General features: G+C 45.5%; 15 protein-coding genes. 6 read left to right on the top strand and 9 right to left on the bottom strand.

Translation table 11 applies throughout. From position 1 onward, the window contains the following. Position 1 precedes the first annotated feature (1 nt). The 3 genes from AC58QC_RS20795 to AC58QC_RS20785 all read right to left on the bottom strand — a co-directional run bounded on the left by AC58QC_RS20795 (position 2) and on the right by AC58QC_RS20785 (position 7575). Positions 2-994, bottom strand: coding sequence for an ABC transporter permease (locus tag AC58QC_RS20795; RefSeq protein WP_497416984.1), 993 nt, complete (start codon positions 992-994; stop codon positions 2-4). 202 nt (positions 995-1196) lie between these two features. Next, entirely contained in the window at positions 1197-3509 is a 2313-nt protein-coding gene (locus AC58QC_RS20790; RefSeq protein WP_497416983.1) for an AraC family transcriptional regulator, read from the bottom strand. Between the two features lie 139 nt (positions 3510-3648). After that, the gene (locus AC58QC_RS20785) at positions 3649-7575 is read right to left on the bottom strand and encodes a polysaccharide lyase family 8 super-sandwich domain-containing protein (RefSeq protein ID WP_497416982.1); all 3927 of its coding nucleotides are present in this window, start codon (positions 7573-7575) and stop codon (positions 3649-3651) included. A 371-nt stretch (positions 7576-7946) separates the two neighbouring features. Here AC58QC_RS20785 and AC58QC_RS20780 point away from each other — a divergent pair, with 371 nt between their 5' ends. The 3 genes from AC58QC_RS20780 to AC58QC_RS20770 all read left to right on the top strand — a co-directional run bounded on the left by AC58QC_RS20780 (position 7947) and on the right by AC58QC_RS20770 (position 13249). Further along, on the top strand, positions 7947-8537 hold the full coding sequence (locus AC58QC_RS20780; RefSeq protein ID WP_497416981.1) for a TetR/AcrR family transcriptional regulator: 591 nt from the start codon (positions 7947-7949) through the stop codon (positions 8535-8537). Positions 8538-8600: 63 nt separating this feature from the next. Beyond that, on the top strand, positions 8601-10001 hold the full coding sequence (locus AC58QC_RS20775) for an MFS transporter (protein ID WP_497416980.1): 1401 nt from the start codon (positions 8601-8603) through the stop codon (positions 9999-10001). A gap of 104 nt (positions 10002-10105) precedes the next feature. Then, entirely contained in the window at positions 10106-13249 is a 3144-nt protein-coding gene (locus AC58QC_RS20770; protein WP_497416979.1) for a S8 family serine peptidase, read from the top strand. 408 nt (positions 13250-13657) lie between these two features. Here AC58QC_RS20770 and AC58QC_RS20765 read toward each other — a convergent pair whose 3' ends face one another. Together AC58QC_RS20765 and AC58QC_RS20760 are read right to left on the bottom strand one after the other, a co-directional pair. After that, the gene (locus AC58QC_RS20765) at positions 13658-13786 is read right to left on the bottom strand and encodes a hypothetical protein (protein ID WP_497416978.1); all 129 of its coding nucleotides are present in this window, start codon (positions 13784-13786) and stop codon (positions 13658-13660) included. Positions 13787-13788: 2 nt separating this feature from the next. After that, positions 13789-13971, bottom strand: coding sequence for a hypothetical protein (locus tag AC58QC_RS20760; RefSeq protein WP_497416977.1), 183 nt, complete (start codon positions 13969-13971; stop codon positions 13789-13791). A gap of 248 nt (positions 13972-14219) precedes the next feature. Between AC58QC_RS20760 and AC58QC_RS20755 the strand changes: the two genes are divergently transcribed. Continuing rightward, positions 14220-15332, top strand: a complete 1113-nt coding sequence (locus AC58QC_RS20755) for a GGDEF domain-containing protein (RefSeq protein WP_497416976.1) — start codon at positions 14220-14222, stop codon at positions 15330-15332. 245 nt (positions 15333-15577) lie between these two features. Then, the gene (locus AC58QC_RS20750) at positions 15578-16225 is read left to right on the top strand and encodes an SOS response-associated peptidase (RefSeq protein WP_497416975.1); all 648 of its coding nucleotides are present in this window, start codon (positions 15578-15580) and stop codon (positions 16223-16225) included. Positions 16226-16257: 32 nt separating this feature from the next. Here the strand turns inward: AC58QC_RS20750 and AC58QC_RS20745 are convergent, their stop codons facing one another. The 3 genes from AC58QC_RS20745 to AC58QC_RS20735 all read right to left on the bottom strand — a co-directional run bounded on the left by AC58QC_RS20745 (position 16258) and on the right by AC58QC_RS20735 (position 18908). Continuing rightward, positions 16258-16680: a DUF1284 domain-containing protein gene (locus tag AC58QC_RS20745; RefSeq protein ID WP_497416974.1), complete on the bottom strand. Its 423-nt coding sequence runs from the start codon at positions 16678-16680 to the stop codon at positions 16258-16260. Continuing rightward, positions 16677-17252, bottom strand: a complete 576-nt coding sequence (locus AC58QC_RS20740; protein ID WP_497416973.1) for an NUDIX domain-containing protein — start codon at positions 17250-17252, stop codon at positions 16677-16679. The genes AC58QC_RS20745 and AC58QC_RS20740 overlap by 4 nt, the downstream gene beginning before the upstream one ends. A 243-nt stretch (positions 17253-17495) precedes the next feature. Next, entirely contained in the window at positions 17496-18908 is a 1413-nt protein-coding gene (locus AC58QC_RS20735) for a hypothetical protein (protein ID WP_497416972.1), read from the bottom strand. A gap of 149 nt (positions 18909-19057) precedes the next feature. Between AC58QC_RS20735 and AC58QC_RS20730 the strand changes: the two genes are divergently transcribed. Continuing rightward, entirely contained in the window at positions 19058-19273 is a 216-nt protein-coding gene (locus tag AC58QC_RS20730) for a hypothetical protein (RefSeq protein WP_497243757.1), read from the top strand. A gap of 61 nt (positions 19274-19334) precedes the next feature. Here the strand turns inward: AC58QC_RS20730 and AC58QC_RS20725 are convergent, their stop codons facing one another. Continuing rightward, complete coding sequence (locus AC58QC_RS20725; protein WP_497416971.1) at positions 19335-20423, bottom strand: polysaccharide deacetylase family protein; 1089 nt, start codon at positions 20421-20423, stop codon at positions 19335-19337. Between the last annotated feature and the right edge of the window lie 110 nt (positions 20424-20533).

Raw genomic sequence — 20533 nt, 5'->3', positions numbered from 1 at the left:
ATTAGTAAAGTCCCTCCTCCCCGAACTTCTTGGCTACACGGTTTGCAGAAACAACCAGTATGAGTCCTACAACTGATTTGAACAACCCAGCAACCGTGGCATAGCTGAACCGACCTTGTTGAATACCAACGCGGTAGGCATACGTATCAAATACGTCAGCCACCTGCGATACAGGTCCGCTTGCCATAAGGAATATTTGTTCAAAGCCTACATCCATGACTTGACCTAAACGTAGGATTAACAAAACAATAATCGTGCTTTTAATACCGGGAATCGTGACATTCCTCATCTGCTGCCATCTTGTCGCACCATCAATTTGCGCTGCTTCATAGAGCTCTGAGTTAATCCCTGCAAGGGCAGCCAGGAAAATGATCGTCCCCCAACCCGCTTCCTTCCAGATACTTTGAGCCGTGAGCATGGCCCAGAAATAATTGGGCTCCGATAGGAATTCAATCTTGTGCCCACCGAACTCAACGATTAATTGATTAATAACCCCACTGCTTTGACCCAATATTAGGAAGCAAATACCGACGATGATAACCCATGATAAGAAATGGGGCAAATAGATGACCGTTTGTACGAATTTCTTAAAGGGTAAACTCTTCACCTCATTCAGCAATAAGGAAACCACAATGGGAATGGGGAAGAAAAACACGATATTTAGAAGCGAGATCGCCATCGTATTTCGAAACAACACCATAAAATCGGGATTCGTGAAAAACTCATGAAAGTATTTCAATCCAACCCATTCGCTACCCCAGAAACCTAAATATGGAGAGTAATTTTGAAAAGCAAGCAATAATCCCCATAACGGTACATACTTGAATATGAGGAAAAATAGTAATCCTGGCGCTGCCAATAGATATAGATATTTGTCACGCTTTAGCGCGACCTGCCACTCGTGTACCCATGATTTCTTAGATGTCTTTCTTTCTTCGAGTCCACTCGGGATTACTTTCTGAATTTGTTCCACCTGACTATGTGACAATGTCATCACCTCTCATTATTACGTTGGCATCTCGTTGTTTTGCTTGAAATGATCGTACCTGATCGTAAGTCCTAGGAACAATGACCAATTCTTATTCACGCTTTTCCCTCAAGACAAAAAAAGAGAAACCCCGTAACTACGCGGTTTCTCTTCCTATTTTCCTCATTTTTCGCTTCATAATGAATCCATATAACGATTTTTGGGCATTCTAATTTTCCTCGTCTGATCCACGGAATTGACCTGGTGTCACACCCATTTGCTTTTTAAATACCCGAATAAAGTTCTTCATCTGATACCCCACTCGCTCAGCCACATCGGAAACCGATAAATCGGTCGTACGAAGCAACTCAATGGATTTCTCAATCCTTACCTTGGTCAAATATTCAATAAAGGAGAGATCCTTTTTCTTTTTGAACAACTTGCTTAAATATTGCGGACTCAATCCACAAATTTGTGCACATTGATCCAACGATAAATCAAAATGATAGTTCTCCTCCATGTACCGAACCACTTTCGCAATTAACTGCTCATGCTCCTGATGCTGCTTGCCATGCACATAAGCAACAATGGGCTCGACCAATTGCTCTTTAAACCAGGCATTCAGTTCGTATGTCGTACTGATATTGCGGATATGAAGATACGGATCTTCATTCGACTCGCCAAATAATTGAGCTGTATCCAATCCGAGCATGTAGGCCGTGCGAATCGCAGCAGTTAGCAGTCGATAATACGACATTTGAATGAGCTCAGGCTTCTGAATCGCAGCACCCATCGATTTGGCAAACTCATCCATCATCCTGACTGCTTCATCACGGTCGCCAAGCTGCAGCGAATTCTCAAAATGAGTTTCGATTTCCAACGGATACCGATAATGCATGTCTGAATGACTTTTACCACTCGTATGGGCTATGACTTGATTCCCGCCAACAATGATACGAGAACGAACCGCAAGCAACGCCTCTTCGTATAATTCAGGCAACTCGCTAATTTGCTCGCTTTTTCCACTAAGCCCAATCGTAACCTGCAGATGCAAATAGTCAGATACAAGCAGCCGCAATCTCTCGGCAAATTGTTTGATGTCGGACTCATCGTCTTCCGCTTGCAGCGGATCCCTATACAGCCACACAGCAACCTGATCATTCAGCAGATTGATGCCTATACCTTCCATCTCATGGGATTGTATAAGTTCACTTGCTATATTTTTCACAGCAAATACAATTAACTCACGGTCATTTTCTTGGAAACGCACCTTGCCTTCTGACTGCAAATCGAAAGCAATTACGATCACGATGCTTTCCTTATCTGCAGGCACGTTGTACCTTCGCAGCATGGCCGCTAACTGCTCCTCGGAATAATAGAGAAAACGTCCTTGCAAGAGCTGAAGCGCAAAGATTTCGCGAATGAGCGGCAACTGGTCACTGAGCTGCTGCTGCATGTCATTGGCCGTGTTACTTAGCTCTGCCCATCGTTTATGTACAAAGCCCACTTCATCGGTTTCCACTTCATCCGTTTGTCCGTCTTTGACATAAGCGACAAGATTCTGAATAGGGCGATATACACGACGTGTGCCCCATAGCGTTATGAGTGCTCCTAACACCAAGCATATGAGAACAATGATCAGTGTTATTAATTTGATCCCATTGGACTTCGCATTCAATTGATCGATCGGAACCATATTGATATATTGCCATTTATTTAAAGAAGAAGTAATCGGGGTCACCATATATTCGGTTCCCTTAAAGGCGAACTGGAAACGCTGTTCGGAACCCTGTTGAGCAACGCGATCAAATAATCCTGGAGGAACATCACTCCCCCCCATCGAGGTAACAAGTGCTCCCTTTTCGTCCAAAATGAACATTTGTTCACCTTTATAGCTTATAAAACGTTTCATAATGTTTTTAAAGAGATCTTCATTAATACGAATAAACATGAGCCCGATGGGCTGTTTAGCAAGTAGTGGCAATTTGGCAACTAACGTAACGCCATTGTCGTTATAGCCAGGTAAGGAAGGGTAGGGTCCGCTTACCCATTTGAGCTGATCATCCACAGCAAGCTCTCTAAGGAGCGTCTCACGTTCCCCCATGCCCTCAATTCGTCTCCCCCCATAAATCGGAGAGATCAAATAGCCTTCATCCGGCACGTACACAGCAACATCGCTAGCTTCTTTGTTACCATTGATGAGTGCAGATAATTCACGTGAAATCCCTGAGTAAAAACCCGTGTAATTCGTGCTCTTCAATTCCACCAAATTGGAACTAAAAAATGAACCTAGCAACATTTGGATCGCATTATTTTGCAGGCGATCTAACGTGGAATCGATGGTTGAGGATACGTTATTTAAGATCCGAACATTCGATTGATTCACTTCACTTTGTACAGCGGAGGCTGAATATAAATAACTCCCTATCCCAACGACGAGAACGGGAATAATGGCAGCAAACAAGGATAGGGTCACCATATTGCGAAAGATCGTTTTGCGTCGGAAAAAACGCTTCCACAAATTCGTAAGTATTTTGCGCATGGCAATCACCTCATTCATTGAATAATGAGCATTTTAATCGGTTACACCTATAAAATCAAGTCTTCAAGGGAATAAAGATCACCCGACTTCGTCTTACAGACAAAGTCGGGTGATCTTTGTTTCCAGGAACTTGTTCAACTTATGACTTTAAAAAAGCAATAGCGTTTAACAGCCTATCAGCAAATGCTGCGTCAATCTTTTTACCTGATTGAGCACGGATGTGATTTTCCAGCGCATTGAATGCATTTTTTACTTGTGTATGATTCAAATGCTCTTGAAGATCATCAATCATGACCAGCAAGCTGTTATATACGCCTTGGTTGGTAATCCAACCTTGCTGGTACGCATATTGTACCAATTCATCCAAGTGGCCTGAATCCATCACTACTTTTAGCGTATAGGCGATTCTTGTTTCGTTCCCTGCCATATCCGTTGCCGTAACAACTACGGGATGATCGCCAATTGTCAGACTTAAGGGACTGAACGTGTACGGCAGGCTTACTTCACTACCGTTCAATTGAAGCGACTTCCCTGCTATTCCACTTACAGGATCAGAAATATCGAAATTCAGGCTGCCGCCAGCCGTCCAGTATACAACCATCGAAACAGTTGGAACGATGACGGGAGCCGTTGCATCGATTTTGACAATCGCTGTTTGGACCGACTCTTGATTGCCAGCATTATCGATGCTGTAATATTGAAGTTCATGTTTCCCATCTTCTGCAATTGTAACGATATTCCCTTCTGTAAACGTGCCCTTGTCTAGCCTGTAGAACGTCTTCTGCACGCCACTGCCCTCGTCGTTTGCAGTCAATGTCACTGTCTGGGCATTTCGCTGCCAATCTGACTTTGCGTTATCTGTCGTACTCGGAGCTGTCGTATCCTTCTTGAAGGTTACGACATGCGTTTTGCCTACTGAACCTGCTACGTTAATCTGGAGCTTTAACGTCGGTAATGTTTGTACAATCGTAACCGTATCATCGCTGCGTACAAGCGATAATGCAGCCTTGTTCAGCTCAAGCGTAATCGTGCTTTGCTTTTGTGTTGGATCGGATACGGCAATGCTTAACTCGGATTCGTTTTCCTTTACCATGACGGAAGAAGGATTTAGTGCTGTAATAAAATCAACTGTACCTGAATTCCAGAAATTCGCAGCTGTAATACCGAGCTTCTTCTCTCTAACCGCATGTACATCAGTCGTATTGCTTAATACTTCAACATCAGGCGCATTGCTATAAAGCGCGGTAGCCTGTGTGTCTTTATGCGGCAGCATCACGTAGGAATATGATGCATTCGAAGGCGTTGCCCCGTGTTCAAAGGCCATACTCAAGTAATTCCGAGTGATTGGATTTGCCGATTGACCGCTGTTAATGTCACTCCATTTGCCGGTTCTTGCTTCGCGCAGTCCATATACGTTTGTCGTCTCTGGGAAATAATAGCCAATGTCAGCCCCCGGCATATTTCCAGCCAAATGAGCCCACTTGACGTTCTCCATCGTTTCCGACCAACCGAGCTGACTTGATTTGGCAGTTCCATTCACAGTGAGCACATTATCGCCCGCATCACTTAACTTGCGGTTATCGATAATCGTCTCAACCGGCTGCGGTCCGGCTTTGCTGCTCGAAATACCTGCGCCCAATGCGACGATTTCATCATCGAACATAAACCACGATTTTTTGCCTTGCAGGTCGCTTCCGGTCACTTTCGACAAGGAAAAATCCATTCCTGACGCGCCGTAAAGCCCATCAATCGTTGATCCTCCCACCCACTCTTTCGCATTCATGTACGATGTCCATTCGCCTGGTGTCACGCCTTTACCAGAGCCGTTTGTTGTCGTGCCTGGCAGACGAAATGAATCTACAGTCGGCCAGAAATCATTGCGATACTGGCTGAGATCTTGATCGTACAGGTACGTCATCCCGATTCCCGTATACCAGCCTTTTAAATTCTCGTTATTCCCCTTTTCAAATGCCGAGATTCGGTTGGAGAACATGCTGATTCCGAAACCGTACCCCTCTCGCAAATGGACAACCCGGTCCATGCCGGAAAATACCCGATTTTTGATCAATTCACCTCTAGGCTGAATCGAAGCATCGTTTAAAAGATTTTTCACAAGACTCAACTCGTAAACAGGTAATCCATCGAAATAATTACTATATGTCGTATCCGACAAAATCCACTCGCTCGCCATACGCTTAATGGATAACGCCACATCTGCTGGCGCCCCTTCAGCTAAGCGAAGCAACGTGGTGATCGTTCCTCTCGCACTGCCTGAGCCTTGTCTCGACATGCCTCTGCCATTAACCATATCCATATAGAGACCTTTATAAATCACTGGCTCAAACGTATCTGACACCCATTTGTATACGTTATTAACGTTGGGATCTGTTACAGGCCAAGGGGATCCGTTTAACAAGTACGTCATATCTGCCGCTCGGCTTAACCAAACTGCTCCGTATCCCGCCGTATACGCGATATTCGTATGTTGAACAAGAGAGCCGTCTTTATAAACGCCATCTCCATGATCAGCGTAAACAAATTCAGGACCCATAGCATCGCGTCCTTGTATAATCTTTGCACTGTTTTTTCCAATCACACCCCGAACCGTAGCAACGAGTGCTTTATCCAGCAGATTAGCTCCGGTCATTTTGCTTCCTTTGACACCTAGAACGGAACCCACCTTCGGATCTGGGCAAAATTTATCAATCGGCTTGATATACTTGGTGATCTGCCCCTGTGTCAATTGCCCGTACATGAGGACGATGAGATCATTTAATGTTTGCGGGATTCCAATCTCCCAGTCCCACCAATTTCCATATGGACTCTTATTTTCGTTATATCGATTCGTATACATCCAATCCATCGCGCTTACGATATCATCTCGCAGCGAGGTGTTCTGATATAAGGGAGTACCCGGCATGGAATAGGCTAAGGCCATCGTCTTTAAACGACCGTAAGACGTGCTAATCTGGCTCGAATCTGTTGTGCTCGCCAAATCGCTCCATACGTTTGTCCGATTGCCAGCTTTATTTAGTGTATTCCAAAAGCCCGTTTGAGCTGCATTTGATACACTGTCTGCCAGTTTAGAAAGGTTAGCAGCCATATCCGAATCGGCAGGATTGAACAGGCCACCTCCCGTTAATTTATCGTTCCATTTTTGTCGAAGCGCACTGTACGATGCTACCATTTCTGCTGACTCGACATTTATTGTACTTTGAGCGGATATCGTCCCATCTGGTGTCGCAACGGTAATCGTTGCCATCCCAACCCCTACGGCAGTCACATTGCCACTGCTGTCCACGGTGACTGAATCCGGATTGCTTGAAGTCCATACCACAGTTCTGTCCACTGCGTTCGTTGGAGTGAGAACCGCTGTGAGCGTAGACGTTGTATCCTTTGTCATAGACAGCGCAGCCGGATCCAAAGCTATCCCTGTGATTCCGTTATATTCCTCCAGACTTACTTCATCGAACCAAACTTTCCCCATACCGGTCTCAAGAAATGGTTCGATCACTAACTTGGTTGCATTCGTTGGGATCGTCATAAAAACCTGCTGCATCGTCCAATCGTTCGTACCTAACAATTTGGGGGTTGAAGGTCCGTCTCCAACCTTGCTTGTATTATAAAATTGCGTTCTGAAGTATGCGCCAGTACCTGTCACATTCTCCGTCTTCAACCACATTTTCAATCGGTAGGATTTCCCCGCGGTCACCGTTGTTACCGTCTGATTGACCGAGACTCTGCTTGTTGCAAATGCATCAAAGTAAACAGACTTACTTCCTTCATGGGTGGACGTTGAATCCAGTGTTACATTAACGGTTTTGTTTGGAGCTTTCCCGCTTCCAGTCGGAATCCAGAGCCCCCAACCTACAGGAGCATTCACGCTACTCCAATTGGTATCCGTGGCCGTGGCCGCTTGTTCGAAGCTTCCGTTCGTCATCAAATTCACCGCTGCGGCTTCCGCATGATTGGTTGCGCTTTCAAAAAGTGGAACAGATGTAGCTACCAGACTAAAAAGCAAATTAGCAGCTAACAGCATACTCACTTTCTTTTTGACCTTCTTCATGAATTCATCCTCCCGATCACATTCTATCAATCATAAAGACTATGAAAAAAATTCCTATCCTTCTGTAAGGTGCGTCTTGATGGCTTGCACATATCCGATCGTACATGACCGCCTCTTCCGTGACAATGACCAATTGTTGCTTCGAAAATCGACGGAGACAAATAAAGAGAACCCCGTTGTTATAGGCTTCTCCATCAACTCATGCACTTTTTTTAACCTATTCGGATTCTTCATGTCCATTTATGAGCATTGTTTTTTTCACTGCCTGCTCGTAGAAAACTTAATCAGAAACCATTATTGACTTTCCTTCCAAACGCCTATATCATAAATGTCAGTGAGTACTGACATTTCATTTAGGAGTGGGATACCCTATGGACGGCAGCAAGATGGGAAGCAGCGATAAACTGCTATTAGCAGCGCTCCATTTAATCGCGGAAAAAGGTTACAACGGAGTAACGACGCTGGAAATCGCTTCTGCGGCGGGCCTCAGCGAGAAGACGCTATTCCGTCACTTTGGCACGAAACAGAAGCTCCTCGAAGCTGCCTTCGACCGCTATCATTATGCGGAAGAGATGAAGAAGCTGTTTGCCGAGAAGCTCGTCTGGGATTTGGAGACGGATCTCCTCCTAGTTACCACGACGTATCACGAGATCATGAATAGGAATCGGAAAATGATTCAAATTTCTCTCAAAGAAGATGAAGGCCAGCTGCCCGGCTTTCGCGCTCGTACCCAGAAGCATCCTCAACAGCTTCTTGAGATTTTGACCAACTATTTCATCGACATGTCCGCGAAGGGGAAAATCGTCACAACGAATCCCGAGCTTCATGCCTTTTCATTCATAATGATGCATTTCGGGGCGTTCATGAACGATCTCGATAGTAATAAAAGCTATCCCGGCATCACCTTAACACCATTCGTTCAAGAGAGTGTTAGATTATTTGCTAGGGCTTTACGGCCCTAGTTTTTTTCTCGCCTACATGTCAGTAAGTACTGACAGTCATTTCAAATAAGGATGTGGAACTTCATGACAACGAAAGCACCGCTTCAAGTTGGTGACAAACTAATGCGAATACTCATGGTCACGATGACCTTCTCCATGATGAGCGGCATTATGTTCAACATCGCTCTCCCTAAGATAAGCCAGGAATTCGCCTTGACGATTAGCCAAGTGAGTTGGCTTTCTTCGGCTTATATTTTGATTTACGCCATTGGCTCCGTCACTTATGGTAAGCTAGCTGATCGATACAGGTTAAAAGATTTAGTTACCTTCGGGCTCCTCTTATTCGCACTAGGCTCATTGCTCGGACTCACCTCTCACACCTTTGGCATGGCGCTCGTCGGCCGATGCTTACAGGCTGCTGGTGCCGCGGTCATTCCCGCGATTGCGATGATCATACCCCTGCGCTATTTTGCGCCGGAACGGAGAGGTGCAGCCCTCGGTATGACCGCGGTCGGCCTCGCTTTCGGGAATGCGCTTGGCCCCGTTATCGCGGCATTGATCATAAGCACGCTGCACTGGCGCTGGCTATTCGCTGTGCCTCTGCTCGTCTTGGCGTCGCTCCCCTTCTACCGCAAATATTTGGGAAATGAGCCTGCTGGTACAGCTGGCAAATTCGATTGGCTTGGCGGCGGATTGCTAGCCATCACCATCGCCTTGCTCTTGCTCGGCGTGACGACCAACATCTGGCTTGTGCTTGGCGCACTTCCTGCTCTAGGCTTATTCATCGCGCGTATTTGCACCGCTGGGGAGCCTTTTATCGCGCCAGTGCTATTCCACAATCGAAAATACACACTCGGACTCACGATCTCGTTCCTCGTCAGTGGGACCTGCTGCTCACTCTATGTGCTCAGCCCGCTCCTGCTATCCGATGTTCAGCATCTGCCCTCCGTCTGGATTGGCTTCGCTATGGTGCCTGCTGCTGTTGCTTCTGCCTTATTTGGCCGTCGTGGGGGCAAGCTTGCTGATGCCAAAGGCAATTCATTCGTCGTGTACATCGCTTCCAGCTTGCTGCTCGCCTGTTTCATTCTATTATCGACGTTTACTGGAAGCTCCCCACTGTACATCTCAGCCTTCCTCCTTCTCGGAAACGTCGGTCAATCGTTCATCACAATTGCGATCTCCAACTCGATTTCGAGAACCTTGCCTACCGATCAGGTTGGCGTCGGGATGGGCATGATGTCCATGGCCAATTTCATTGGGCAAGGCATCGCCATCTCCATTTACGGTAAATTTGTCGATCTGGGATCGGCAGTGATTCCGAACTGGAATCCTTTATTCGGCAGCGTGACTGGCTTTATTTTTAGCAATATGTACTTCGTTCTGGCGGGTTCGCAGCTTGTTATTCTTGGGTTGTATTATGTTTCGTTTGGAAGGCAGACCCTTCGAATAAACGAGCGCAAATCCACTGTTTTATCGAATATTTAGAGTTTATCGACACATTCCGACAAAAGACCGCCCTGAATACATGTAATATATGGAATTGGATCTCTAAATCATCATATTCATATTACATTTACTAGGGGGAAGTCATGGTTCTGCATAAAAGAAAGTTTATTGTTCTATTCGTTACTCTCTTAACCGTCTTCAATCTTTTTCTTGGATCACTAGGCTTTGCTCAAGAAACGAACGAACTAGCCTCCACAACCACTACCCCTTCCTTTAATGAGAACGATATCGTTCCAGGAAAGGTCATTGTGAAGTACAAGCAACAGCCTGATAATAACGGTATGCGTGCGTTGTCCTCTCAATCAACTTCATCATGGACAACGCTCAACTTCGGTAATGAACAATCCGTCTCGGATAAAATCGCTGAGCTTCAAAGAGACCCAAATATCGACTATGTCGAACCGGTTTATAAAGTTCATTTGATTACTTCGGATGTAACACCGCTCGCAGCCTCTGTTACTGACACCGTCTATATAGGTGATGAGTCTTACATGCAGCATTGGGGGAAGCTCGCGGCACACCTTGACGATATGGGGACCTACTCATCCGTTTCTGAAAATAAAAAAGTAACTGTTGCCGTCATGGATACAGGCGTGGATATGTTACACCCAGACCTACAAGGCTCTGTTGTTCAGGGTTATGACTTTATTAATCAAGATAATAATGCACAAGACGATAATGGACATGGTACTCATGTTTCGGGGATTATTTCTGCTCAATCCGCCGTGGGCACTAGCATTGGGGTAGCACCTGGCGTGAAGGTCATGCCCCTTAAAGTCCTAAATAATAAAGGCGAGGGAAGTTCTGATCTATTAATTCAAGCGATTCGATACGCCATCGATAAAAATGTTGATCTCATTAATATGAGTCTTGGTATTAGTGGAGACAGTAGAGCATTGCATGAAATCATTAAAGAAGCCTATGCTAAGCATATTGTGATTGTTGCGGCTGCAGGTAACGACAGTAACCACTGGATTAATAATGAACAGGGGCAATTGGATTCCCAGCCTTCCATAGACACTGAACGTTATGCTTATTTAACGTCTTACCCTGCTGCCTATGATGAAGTTATTAGCGTTGGTGCAGTTGAACAGCTTCCAAATCTAAGTTACGCTGTTGCTGATTTTTCCAATGTTGGGAAATTAGATGTAGTAGCGCCTGGCGTTTTTATTTATAGTACAGCTTTAAATGGCGGCTATACCTATATGTCTGGTACTTCTCAGGCGACGCCATTTGTTACTGGGCTTTCCGCTTTATTGAAAGCATCAAATAAAGACTTAGATGAAGAGGACATTCGAACTATTCTTCGTACATCTACACAACCACTAGTACTCCGTGCTGTAAACGCAAATCATTATGAGAATTTCACCCATTATCCTAATGACCATGTATCTAAAACAATGGCCTACGGAGATGGCTTAATTGATGGGGTTCGTGCCTTCAAAATACCACGGCTTCAAATGAAGCCGGTTTCTGTGAATTATCCCACAGATAGGTCAGTTAGCTATGACTTTGCCCTGTTAGATGTTCATAATTCGGTCGTTAATGCTACCTATTCAGTTGCCCTTGAGGCAAAGAACTACTACGAAACTTCCATAGATAGAGAACAAGATGCAAGCTACGCATATGGAAGTGAGATTAATGCGCATCTTCAGAACGGTATCAAGCAGTTATCAGCTACAATAAGTAATAACGAACCTGTACATCATATTTATGTTTTTGGTACTTGGGGGGAGCCTGCTCCCTCCGGAGGATTTTACTACCATCGTTCGAACATATTTACATTTCACATCCTTCCTACTGCTCCTAGAGTAAGCTTGCAATCGGGAACATATGTCGGTGAACAAACAGTCACAATCTCATCCTCTTATTCCGAAGGCTTAATTTATTATCGGATTCAGACGAAGGATAAAAAGACGCAAGAAGGAACGATCAATATTAACGGCGGGCAGCTAAAAATTACCCAAGATTCTCTTCTAACCGTAGCTACTCTCCACAATATCGTATTTAGCGAAGATGCCTACTATCAATATGTAATCACACCTCCTAAATCCCCTGTTGGCGGCGGCGGTGGTGGTGGTGGCGGTGGCGGTGGCGGCAGTAGTCAACAGCCTCCATCCCGAAATGCCGATGGGAAAATGGCCTATGCTTTCAAACCTGATCATTTAGATCTCATTATTTCATTAAATAAGGATGCTAACGAGCTAATCCTAGATGCAAAAACGAAGGAAAACATAAATGTGTTATCTGTCGAGGTCGATAGTGATATCATTCGTTCAGCTGGTAAACTCAACAGACCGATTATTATTAATACCAATGATATTTCCGTAAAAATCCCGCCTAATGCATTACCGACAAAGCTTTCAGACAGTAAAGTTGTACTCACGGTGTCCAATGAAACTGCATCAGATATGCCTAATTTCACAGCGGCGTCATCTATTTATAATTTCTCTTTAACAGAGAACGGTGTTAAAATCAGTGAATTTTCTACACCTTTACTGGTTACCTTTCCTTTCAATAAGAGCAAAGTTCAGGATGCTCACAATCTAAGCGTATTTCTATTCGATGAACAATTAAGTGACTGGACCCCTATCGGCGGCACCGTCAATTCCGATGGTACGATTACGGCTTCACTTGCGCATTTCTCCAAATACGCCGTTCTTGAAAAACAAACGAATACGAACCTTAAGGATATTCAAAACCATTGGGCCCAAAAAGAAATTGAAGACTTAGCAGGCAGAGACATTATTGATGGGATCGATAATGACACCTTTCAACCTGATGGAACAATGACAAGGGCACAGTTCGTGACCATCATTGCCAAAGCGTTAAAATTACAAGATGATGGCAAAGCTTCAATGTTCAATGATGTGCCAAACAGTGCTTGGTATCATAGTTCCGTTTATGCTGCTTATTCGGCAGGTATTATTAGCGGCTTGAACGAGCATACCTTTTCTCCGGATGCTCCGATCACAAGAGAACAGATGGCCATTACCATGGTTAATGCCTATTTACATGCAACAGGTAAAAAACTTGAAGACATCGTTACCACGCAAGAAGTCAAATATGCGGACGAAGGAACGATCAGTGCTTGGGCTAGATCCTATGTCCGAATTGCTTCTGCCCTAGGCCTATTGAGTGGAACGAGCGGGGGACAATTCGCACCTTCCGAACATGCTTCAAGAGCGCAAGCAGCAGTTGTGATTTACCGGTTGTTGAACAAATAGTAATTGACTCAAGGAGAGGCCTTCTTAGGCCTCTTTTTTATTCTCCTTATGCGCATACCTATACCGTCTCGTTTCTCGCCTAGATTGAATAACTAACACCACCCCCTAGCTCCATTGGATAAATACACTGTTTTCTCACCCTGTGAGCCAGAATGTTCTTCTACATTGGATATATCCACTGGAATCACCTCAAAACGGCCTTACTTACCTAGTTTGAGTGGATTTGTCCAATCAAATGACTAATTTTTGTGCTTTTAAGCGCCATACACTGGATTTATCCAATGGAGCTGATAGCTACTTACTCCTTCACAACAAATCTCCTTCACAACAAATCTCCTTCACAACAAATAAGACCGTCCCGAACAAGTTAACTTGTTCAGAACGGTCTTATCTATCTACTCCGCGTCACTACCCGCCGAAGCCGCTTCCCGCAGTGCGGACACCGCTTCCGCCACTACCTTGCACCGCACTCGCCATCTCAGCGCTATACGCCCACCAACGCACACATACATTGCCTTGCTCGCCTGTTTGCTGCACTTTCACACCGATACGGAATGTACCTTTTTGCGGTACGCAATCGTACCGATTTTCACCTCTGGTGCATCAGGTTCAAATTCACTGCCTTTGAACACTTCCGAGGAGCCGCCATATACGCGATCTCCGCTAGATAGTATATCCGAGAAGGCATCGCCGCTTCGCTCTTCCAGGCTCGTGATAATCAACACATTTCCCTCACCGAGTCCGTGTACAATTTCACCCGAGTAGAAGAAGCTCTTCATGGATCGCCCGAAAGGAGACACAGCAATCTTCGTGAAAGGGTCAATCGGAATATCGACGTATATATATTTTCAAAACGAAACGATAACTACATTAATAGCTTGCCTAAACAGGGGGTTATTCTTTACAATATCAAGGTAAGGCACAAAACGGTTCGAACCTACTGCCCCGAAAGGAAAGTGGCCACCTTCTGATGGAACAATTTCCCGCAAATGATCCTACTTGGAATCGAAAACTCATTCTAATGTTATGGTGGATCCTCATCATTTATGAAGTAGCTGCTACGATTGCGCTATTCATTAGAGTACAGGAGCAGCCTACGAATTGGTTTAATAGCTTTATACACATTCAACTTATTCCCACCACATTACAGCTTCTTCTCATGGGCACAGGCTATTTAGCGATGTACTACCTAAAGTACTATAGTGAGTTTATCATGATCATATGGACCATGACCATGGTTAGTATATTCATCCTTTATATTCCTGAAATGACGCGTAGTTATGAACTAATCAGTATGCCTATTTTGTTGGCTTCGATCTATTTTCAGAAAAAATATGTTGTTTTCGCCTACAGTCTAGGTATCGCTTGTTTACTCATCCTACTTCTTACCCAGATGGCTAGAGGGCAAACAACGAACCCTTACGAAATTATTGCTTCCATCACCATATTAACTGCAACGTCAATGCTTTGTTTTGCCATCATGGGCCGAGGGCTCGACCTGCTTGCCCAGCTTAAGAATTCGGTCGTACGCGAGCAAGATCTGCTGATTCGCAATGTCATGATTGACCGTCTTTCCAAAGTCGATGCGCTTACTGAGCTATTTAATCATCGTTCCTTTCAAGAGCATACAGACCACCTTATTTCGCATATGCCTGTTGATACACCTCTGGAGCTTGCGCTGATGGACATCGATAATTTCAAGCTCATTAATGATAATTATGGACATTGGGTCGGAGATGTTGTTCTCAAAACCATCGGTACCCTTCTCAAAGACGTGCTTGGCCCGGATGATATGTCTTTTCGCTATGGCGGCGAGGAATTTGCCGTGTTGTTCGTAGGGAGATCCCATCAGGAAGTACTGACCATTTGTGAAAAGATTATGGAAACGATACGCGATACCGTCATTCCTGAAATGCCGGACCAGAAGCTGACGATGAGCATTGGGCTCGCGACCTATAATCGTAATACGATGAAAAAGGCGTGGTTTCAGCTTGTCGATGAATGCTTGTACACCGCCAAACGCAATGGCAAGAACCGCATACACGTGCATGCCGCAGACATTCAATTGCCTGTAGCTGAATGAGATTAGAACCAGGAGCGAAGTGCTCCTGGTTTTTTGATTTGGAAGCTTCCGTGGAAAAAAGTGTTAAACCTCATACATGAATTGGTTGCATTAGGAAAATAATGAGAAGAACCACTATCGAGGCCATTCGAAGATGAGCGACCGCGTCTAGAGGTAGGTTTTATCGCCAATAAGCAAGCGGTTTTCGGAAGCCGAAAACTTAGAGCTTACTTATGTGGTAACCAAAATCAAATGAGGTGATAATGATGTGTCATTCCATAGCCATTCTGGCTGATGTTCAAGAAGTCATGAAGCAATTTCGCGTCGATCGGCTCTTATCCTATAGTTCCAATCGCTATGAGGTGCGCCCTACTGAATCTGTGTCTGCTGTGATGATCAATCGCAAGGGTGAGCGCCTGTTGGATGAGTTCCGCTGGGGATTGATGCCCTTCTGGGCGAAGGATGCGGTATGCGGCGAGCGCAACTCCATCTTCTCCAACATTGTGTTCGAGCGCATTGTCAAAAAGCAACGTTGTGTGATCCCATGCAGCAGCTTCTATGTGGGGATAACACAGGGCAAGGAGACCGAGTGGATTCGATTCAAAATGCGGAGCGGCACGTTCGGCATAGCTGGGCTGTACGACATTTGGCAGGCACCATCTGGTGAAGAGGAGCTGCGTACGTGCATGATGCTTATGACGGAATCGAATTCCGTCGTCTCTCCTTACCAAGCCAGTATGCCCGCCATTCTCGACGAGGAACAAATGGAGAAGTGGCTGCAGCCCGACCAGAAGGACAGCCGTCAGTTGAGATCCTATCTGCAACCCATCGACGAAATGCGGATGGTCGCTAATATTCTTACATCCCCATCTGAGAAGCTGGAAATGGGTGCTGATGTGAGTATTTTTGTATAAAAAAGAGGACTTGCGCCTAGGCGCAGGTCCTTTTACTTTTTGGGAACAGGCGGCAGGACGCCACCTTCTCCGATTATTCGTACACCATCCGCGCATACGCCATATGGTTCCCAACGGCATGTCGCACAGAGGTGGTTGATGTCTACCGGCTTCACTTCAAGGGCAATTTGCCCGCAAATGGTGGACCAGGTCCGCTCCATACCTACCTCCAAGCCAAGCTTGGCAACAATCTCCGCATCGCGCTGATACACCGTTCGGTTCTCGCAATGCGCAACTTGATCCTGCGGAAACGCAGCGCACAAATCATCAGGTCCGAGCACGACGCGAATCATCGTCTCAGGCTCTGTTCGCAGCTGCTCATATACTGTCGTCATATTCTCACAAAACGCTGGGGAATAGCCCATCCCTCGGTAACCTAATAAACAGAGCAGATGATGTCCGCGAAGTTGGATCATACGTTGTTGACCCTCGGCACACGGTACAATCCGTATCCAGCCATCGTAATGACAGGTTCTTTGTCCTCGACGAGGCCATCCCCTTTGGAGTGCAAGGCAACATCAATGAGCCACTTGGTGAAATCGGCCACTGGCATAGAAGCCATTTCTTCCAAGCTATAAAAACCTGCCGCATCTACCTCCACGCCATCCGGCTGAGGGGTTCCGTCGATGTAAGACATTTCGAAAGCGATGTATACATTATGTATGTTTCTCGGTTGATCACGCACCGCTACCAACCGCGAGACAGACGCCTCGACTCCGCATTCTTCCAAGACTTCTCGCACGATGGTATCTTGAATCAGTTCATGCTGCTCAATATATCCACCTGGGTTCGTCCATCTTCCTTTCCCGGGTTCTTGCGCTCTGCGCACAAGCAAAATCTTCTCATCCTTCATCACCAATGCGCCGACACCGATACTGTAGTTCCCCCAATGGACAAAGCTACACGCTGTGCAAGCTCTTCTCTCCGTTCCGTCCACATCACGCGTCTCCATGGCAGCTCCACAGCTCATGCAAAATTTGGCTTCCATCTGTCTCAGCTCCCTTTGGTCATCCATCATCTAAATCATCTATATGCAAGCTTACTGCGAATGATGGACAATAGGCAACTCCATATAGCCGCGTTGACTGGTCGTTTTGCGTGAAATTAGAGTGGGATGCGTCGTATGTGTTGGGTTATCGCTGAATTTCGAGGTTTCGCGGGAGGGCCCACACCAAAGAGCACCTCCACCATGGAGGTGCTCCAGCCGTGCCTTTCCTTCCCAACCCGCAACCTACACCAAAAACATCGCCACTATCGTTGTCACAGCTAAGCCGATAAGCACGGGCTTCAGATTCCGTCGCGCCAGCTCGAACGGACTCACACCGCAGATGGCCGCAGCCGGAATGAGCGCCCACGGGATCAAGGTCCCGCCGCCAACCCAGATGGCGGCAACTTGCCCGAGCGCGGTCAGCACCGCTGCGCCAGAGCCGATGGCGGTCGCGAACAGCTGCGCGATGGAGCCCGCCAAAGAAATACCCGAGAATCCGGAGCCGTCGAGGCCGGTAATGGCGCCGACGACGGTTAACGTCACGGCACCAATTGCCCCATTCAGCGGTACGACACCTGCGAGTGCCACGCCTAGATCGTTCACGATGCCGTGTGAACCTTCTGGCAATATTTTACCAAATAGCTCCGTGATGGCAGAGTCTCCTAAATAGAAGAACGCCGCAATCGGGATGACGGGTCCGAAGACTTTGAAGCCAAACACAAATCCCTCGATTAAATAGGAGGTGATTTTCTCCACGCCAGCATTACGATGAGCGATCAATGTGACTGCGATTAGGATAAACACCGCTGTACCGCCAACGAGAGCGGTTGCATCGCCACCTTGCAGGTTCAAAATAAACATAGCAATGACATCTAAAGCAAATAATACGGGAATCGCAATCGCTAAACTTCTCTTTAATCGCTCGCCGATCAGCACTTTGCCCTCTTCCGAGGCGGTAACAAGACCGCCACTTTCCTCTAATCGGCTATCGATGAGCCCGCTGCGCCATTTGCCATTTTTCATATCGCGCCGCATCAGCCAGAAAGCTGTTATCGTCGTAACAAGTCCCATCACAATGACGAGCGGAATGCTCGCTTCCATGACAGAGGAAACCGGCAATCCTGCTGCATCCGCTGTCAATTTGGGCGCCCCTTGAATAATGTAATCCCCGGATAGCGCAATCCCGTGTCCGAAGAGGTTCATCGCCATAGCGGCACCGAGTGCCGGCAATCCAACACGAACAGCCACTGGCAAGAGCACAGCGCCAATCAGCGCAACCCCAGGTGAAGGCCAAAAAAACCAGGACGTCACCATCATAATGATGCCGATACCCCAGAAAGCCAGTGCTGGCGTTCTCAGAAACTTAGTCAGCGGCGCCACCATCGTTTCATTGATCCCCGTGCGAATTAAGACACGGCTCATGGCTACGATAATCGAGATGATCATAATCGTTCCCATCAACTCTTTGGTAGCATAAATAAAGCTGTTAAACACTCCGGATACAGAGCCGCTCAACGTTTCCGTTGCTAGCAACCCTAGTGTAAAAATACCCACCACACAAATCATCGTCGTATCTCTGCGTTTAACTAGAAGCGTAAGAATAAAACCTATGAACACTAAATAGACCCAATGAATCGGTAAAAGTTGAATATCCATCCTGCACCACACACCCTCTCAGCCCAAGCAGCAATTGGTGCTACATTGTATGCTCGGCTAGGCGTAGGCGTTCGTCTAAATTCGGGCATTTCGCCACCTTGTGGTACAATATTAAAAGCTATTTTAACGAAGTAAGGGGAGAATCTAGCATGGCAAGGAATCAACGTTTACATTCAGATTCAGATTTTCAGGAGGTCATTGATCGACAGGGTGTTGTTCGCATTTTTAAAGATGACCATATCGTCGATTCCAATGCGGTTGTTCTACGCTTCAGTGATACGACAGTCGTCGTGCAAACGCGCGTCAGCGATTTAACCTATTATGATAGGGCCGCTTGTGAGTTTTTTGAGATGAAAAGAAGATAGGGCTCCTGCTGCGTGAACAAAAAAGAAGCCGCTTCAATGCGGCTCCTAGCTATGTTTCACTTTACTTTTTATCATATAACTTCATTTTCCACATCAAATCATCTTCTGACATATACGCTGTGCCTGCATGGACTCTAAAGATCTCATTACTTCCTTTGCTATTTATTCCCTCTTTGGTCGTAAAGAAAAGTTCAATTCCCAATTCCTTTCCTACTCCAATTACAGTTTCATTATAGGCACCAAAAGGAAACGCAAGTAGACGATACTGAGGTCCTAACTCTTCCTCAATACGGCTTTCAGCCGTTATCAGATCGTGTTTAATTCTATTTCGATACTCAGTGTCGGTTTCCATTCTTTTTTCATTTTCCAAATAAATGGGATTTGTAAGCATTGGCATTAGTGTATTGCTTGAACTCGCCTTGACTTTGTCATGATGATCGTATGTATGAGAATAAAAACTCATCCCATTCTGTTTCATTTCTCTCATCTGATCCCATGTTAGTCGCGGTGCCTTAGGATGATCAATGGATTCGACTACGATAAATTTTGTAGCATGGAAACCTAAGCTAAGTAATTCAGGATACGCATGGGTATAAAATGATTCATATCCATCATCAAAAGTGATTAAAACCGCATTTTGAGGAACTTGAGCCTCACTCTTCATGAAATGAATAAAATGTTCCATGCTGATTACATTGTATCCTTCTTTCTTCAATCTTTGCATGTGACTTTTAAATCTTTTTGGGGAGATTGTAATCCCGTTTTCTTTTTCATCAATGTGATGATAGGTCAGTACAATGACTTTATCTGTGTAATGAACCTTTTGTTTACTATAATCTGCTTGATTAAAAGATAGCGCATTTACTTGATACTGTTGGGGTTGTTGCGTTTCAATTTCTAATTGTTGTACTACTTGTTTTACTTCTTGTTTTACTTCTTGTTTTACTTCTTGTTCTGCTACTTGTTCTGCTAACTGCTCATAAGAAGGCACAAGTTGTTCTTCGCTTATTACTTGTTCTGGCATTGTTGTCTGCTCCAAGGACTTCGGCGATGTCGTAGGCAATAAAACATAAAGACCAAATAAAACGCTAGAAACTAACACAAAAGTAAACGCCAAATTCATTGGATTTTCCAATTTCAGTCTATTCATGCTGGCAACAACCCCATAGATAAGAATATAACAAATTAGGACGATAGTACCATGAAAACGCTTTCTTGTAAACTATTTATTACGCATTTCCGCCCCATCCTTCACTAGGC

Source organism: Paenibacillus sp. J22P51, from assembly GCF_059692215.1.
The sequence above is the reverse complement of the archived record's forward strand: the minus strand, read 5'-3'. Positions and strand labels throughout refer to the sequence as shown.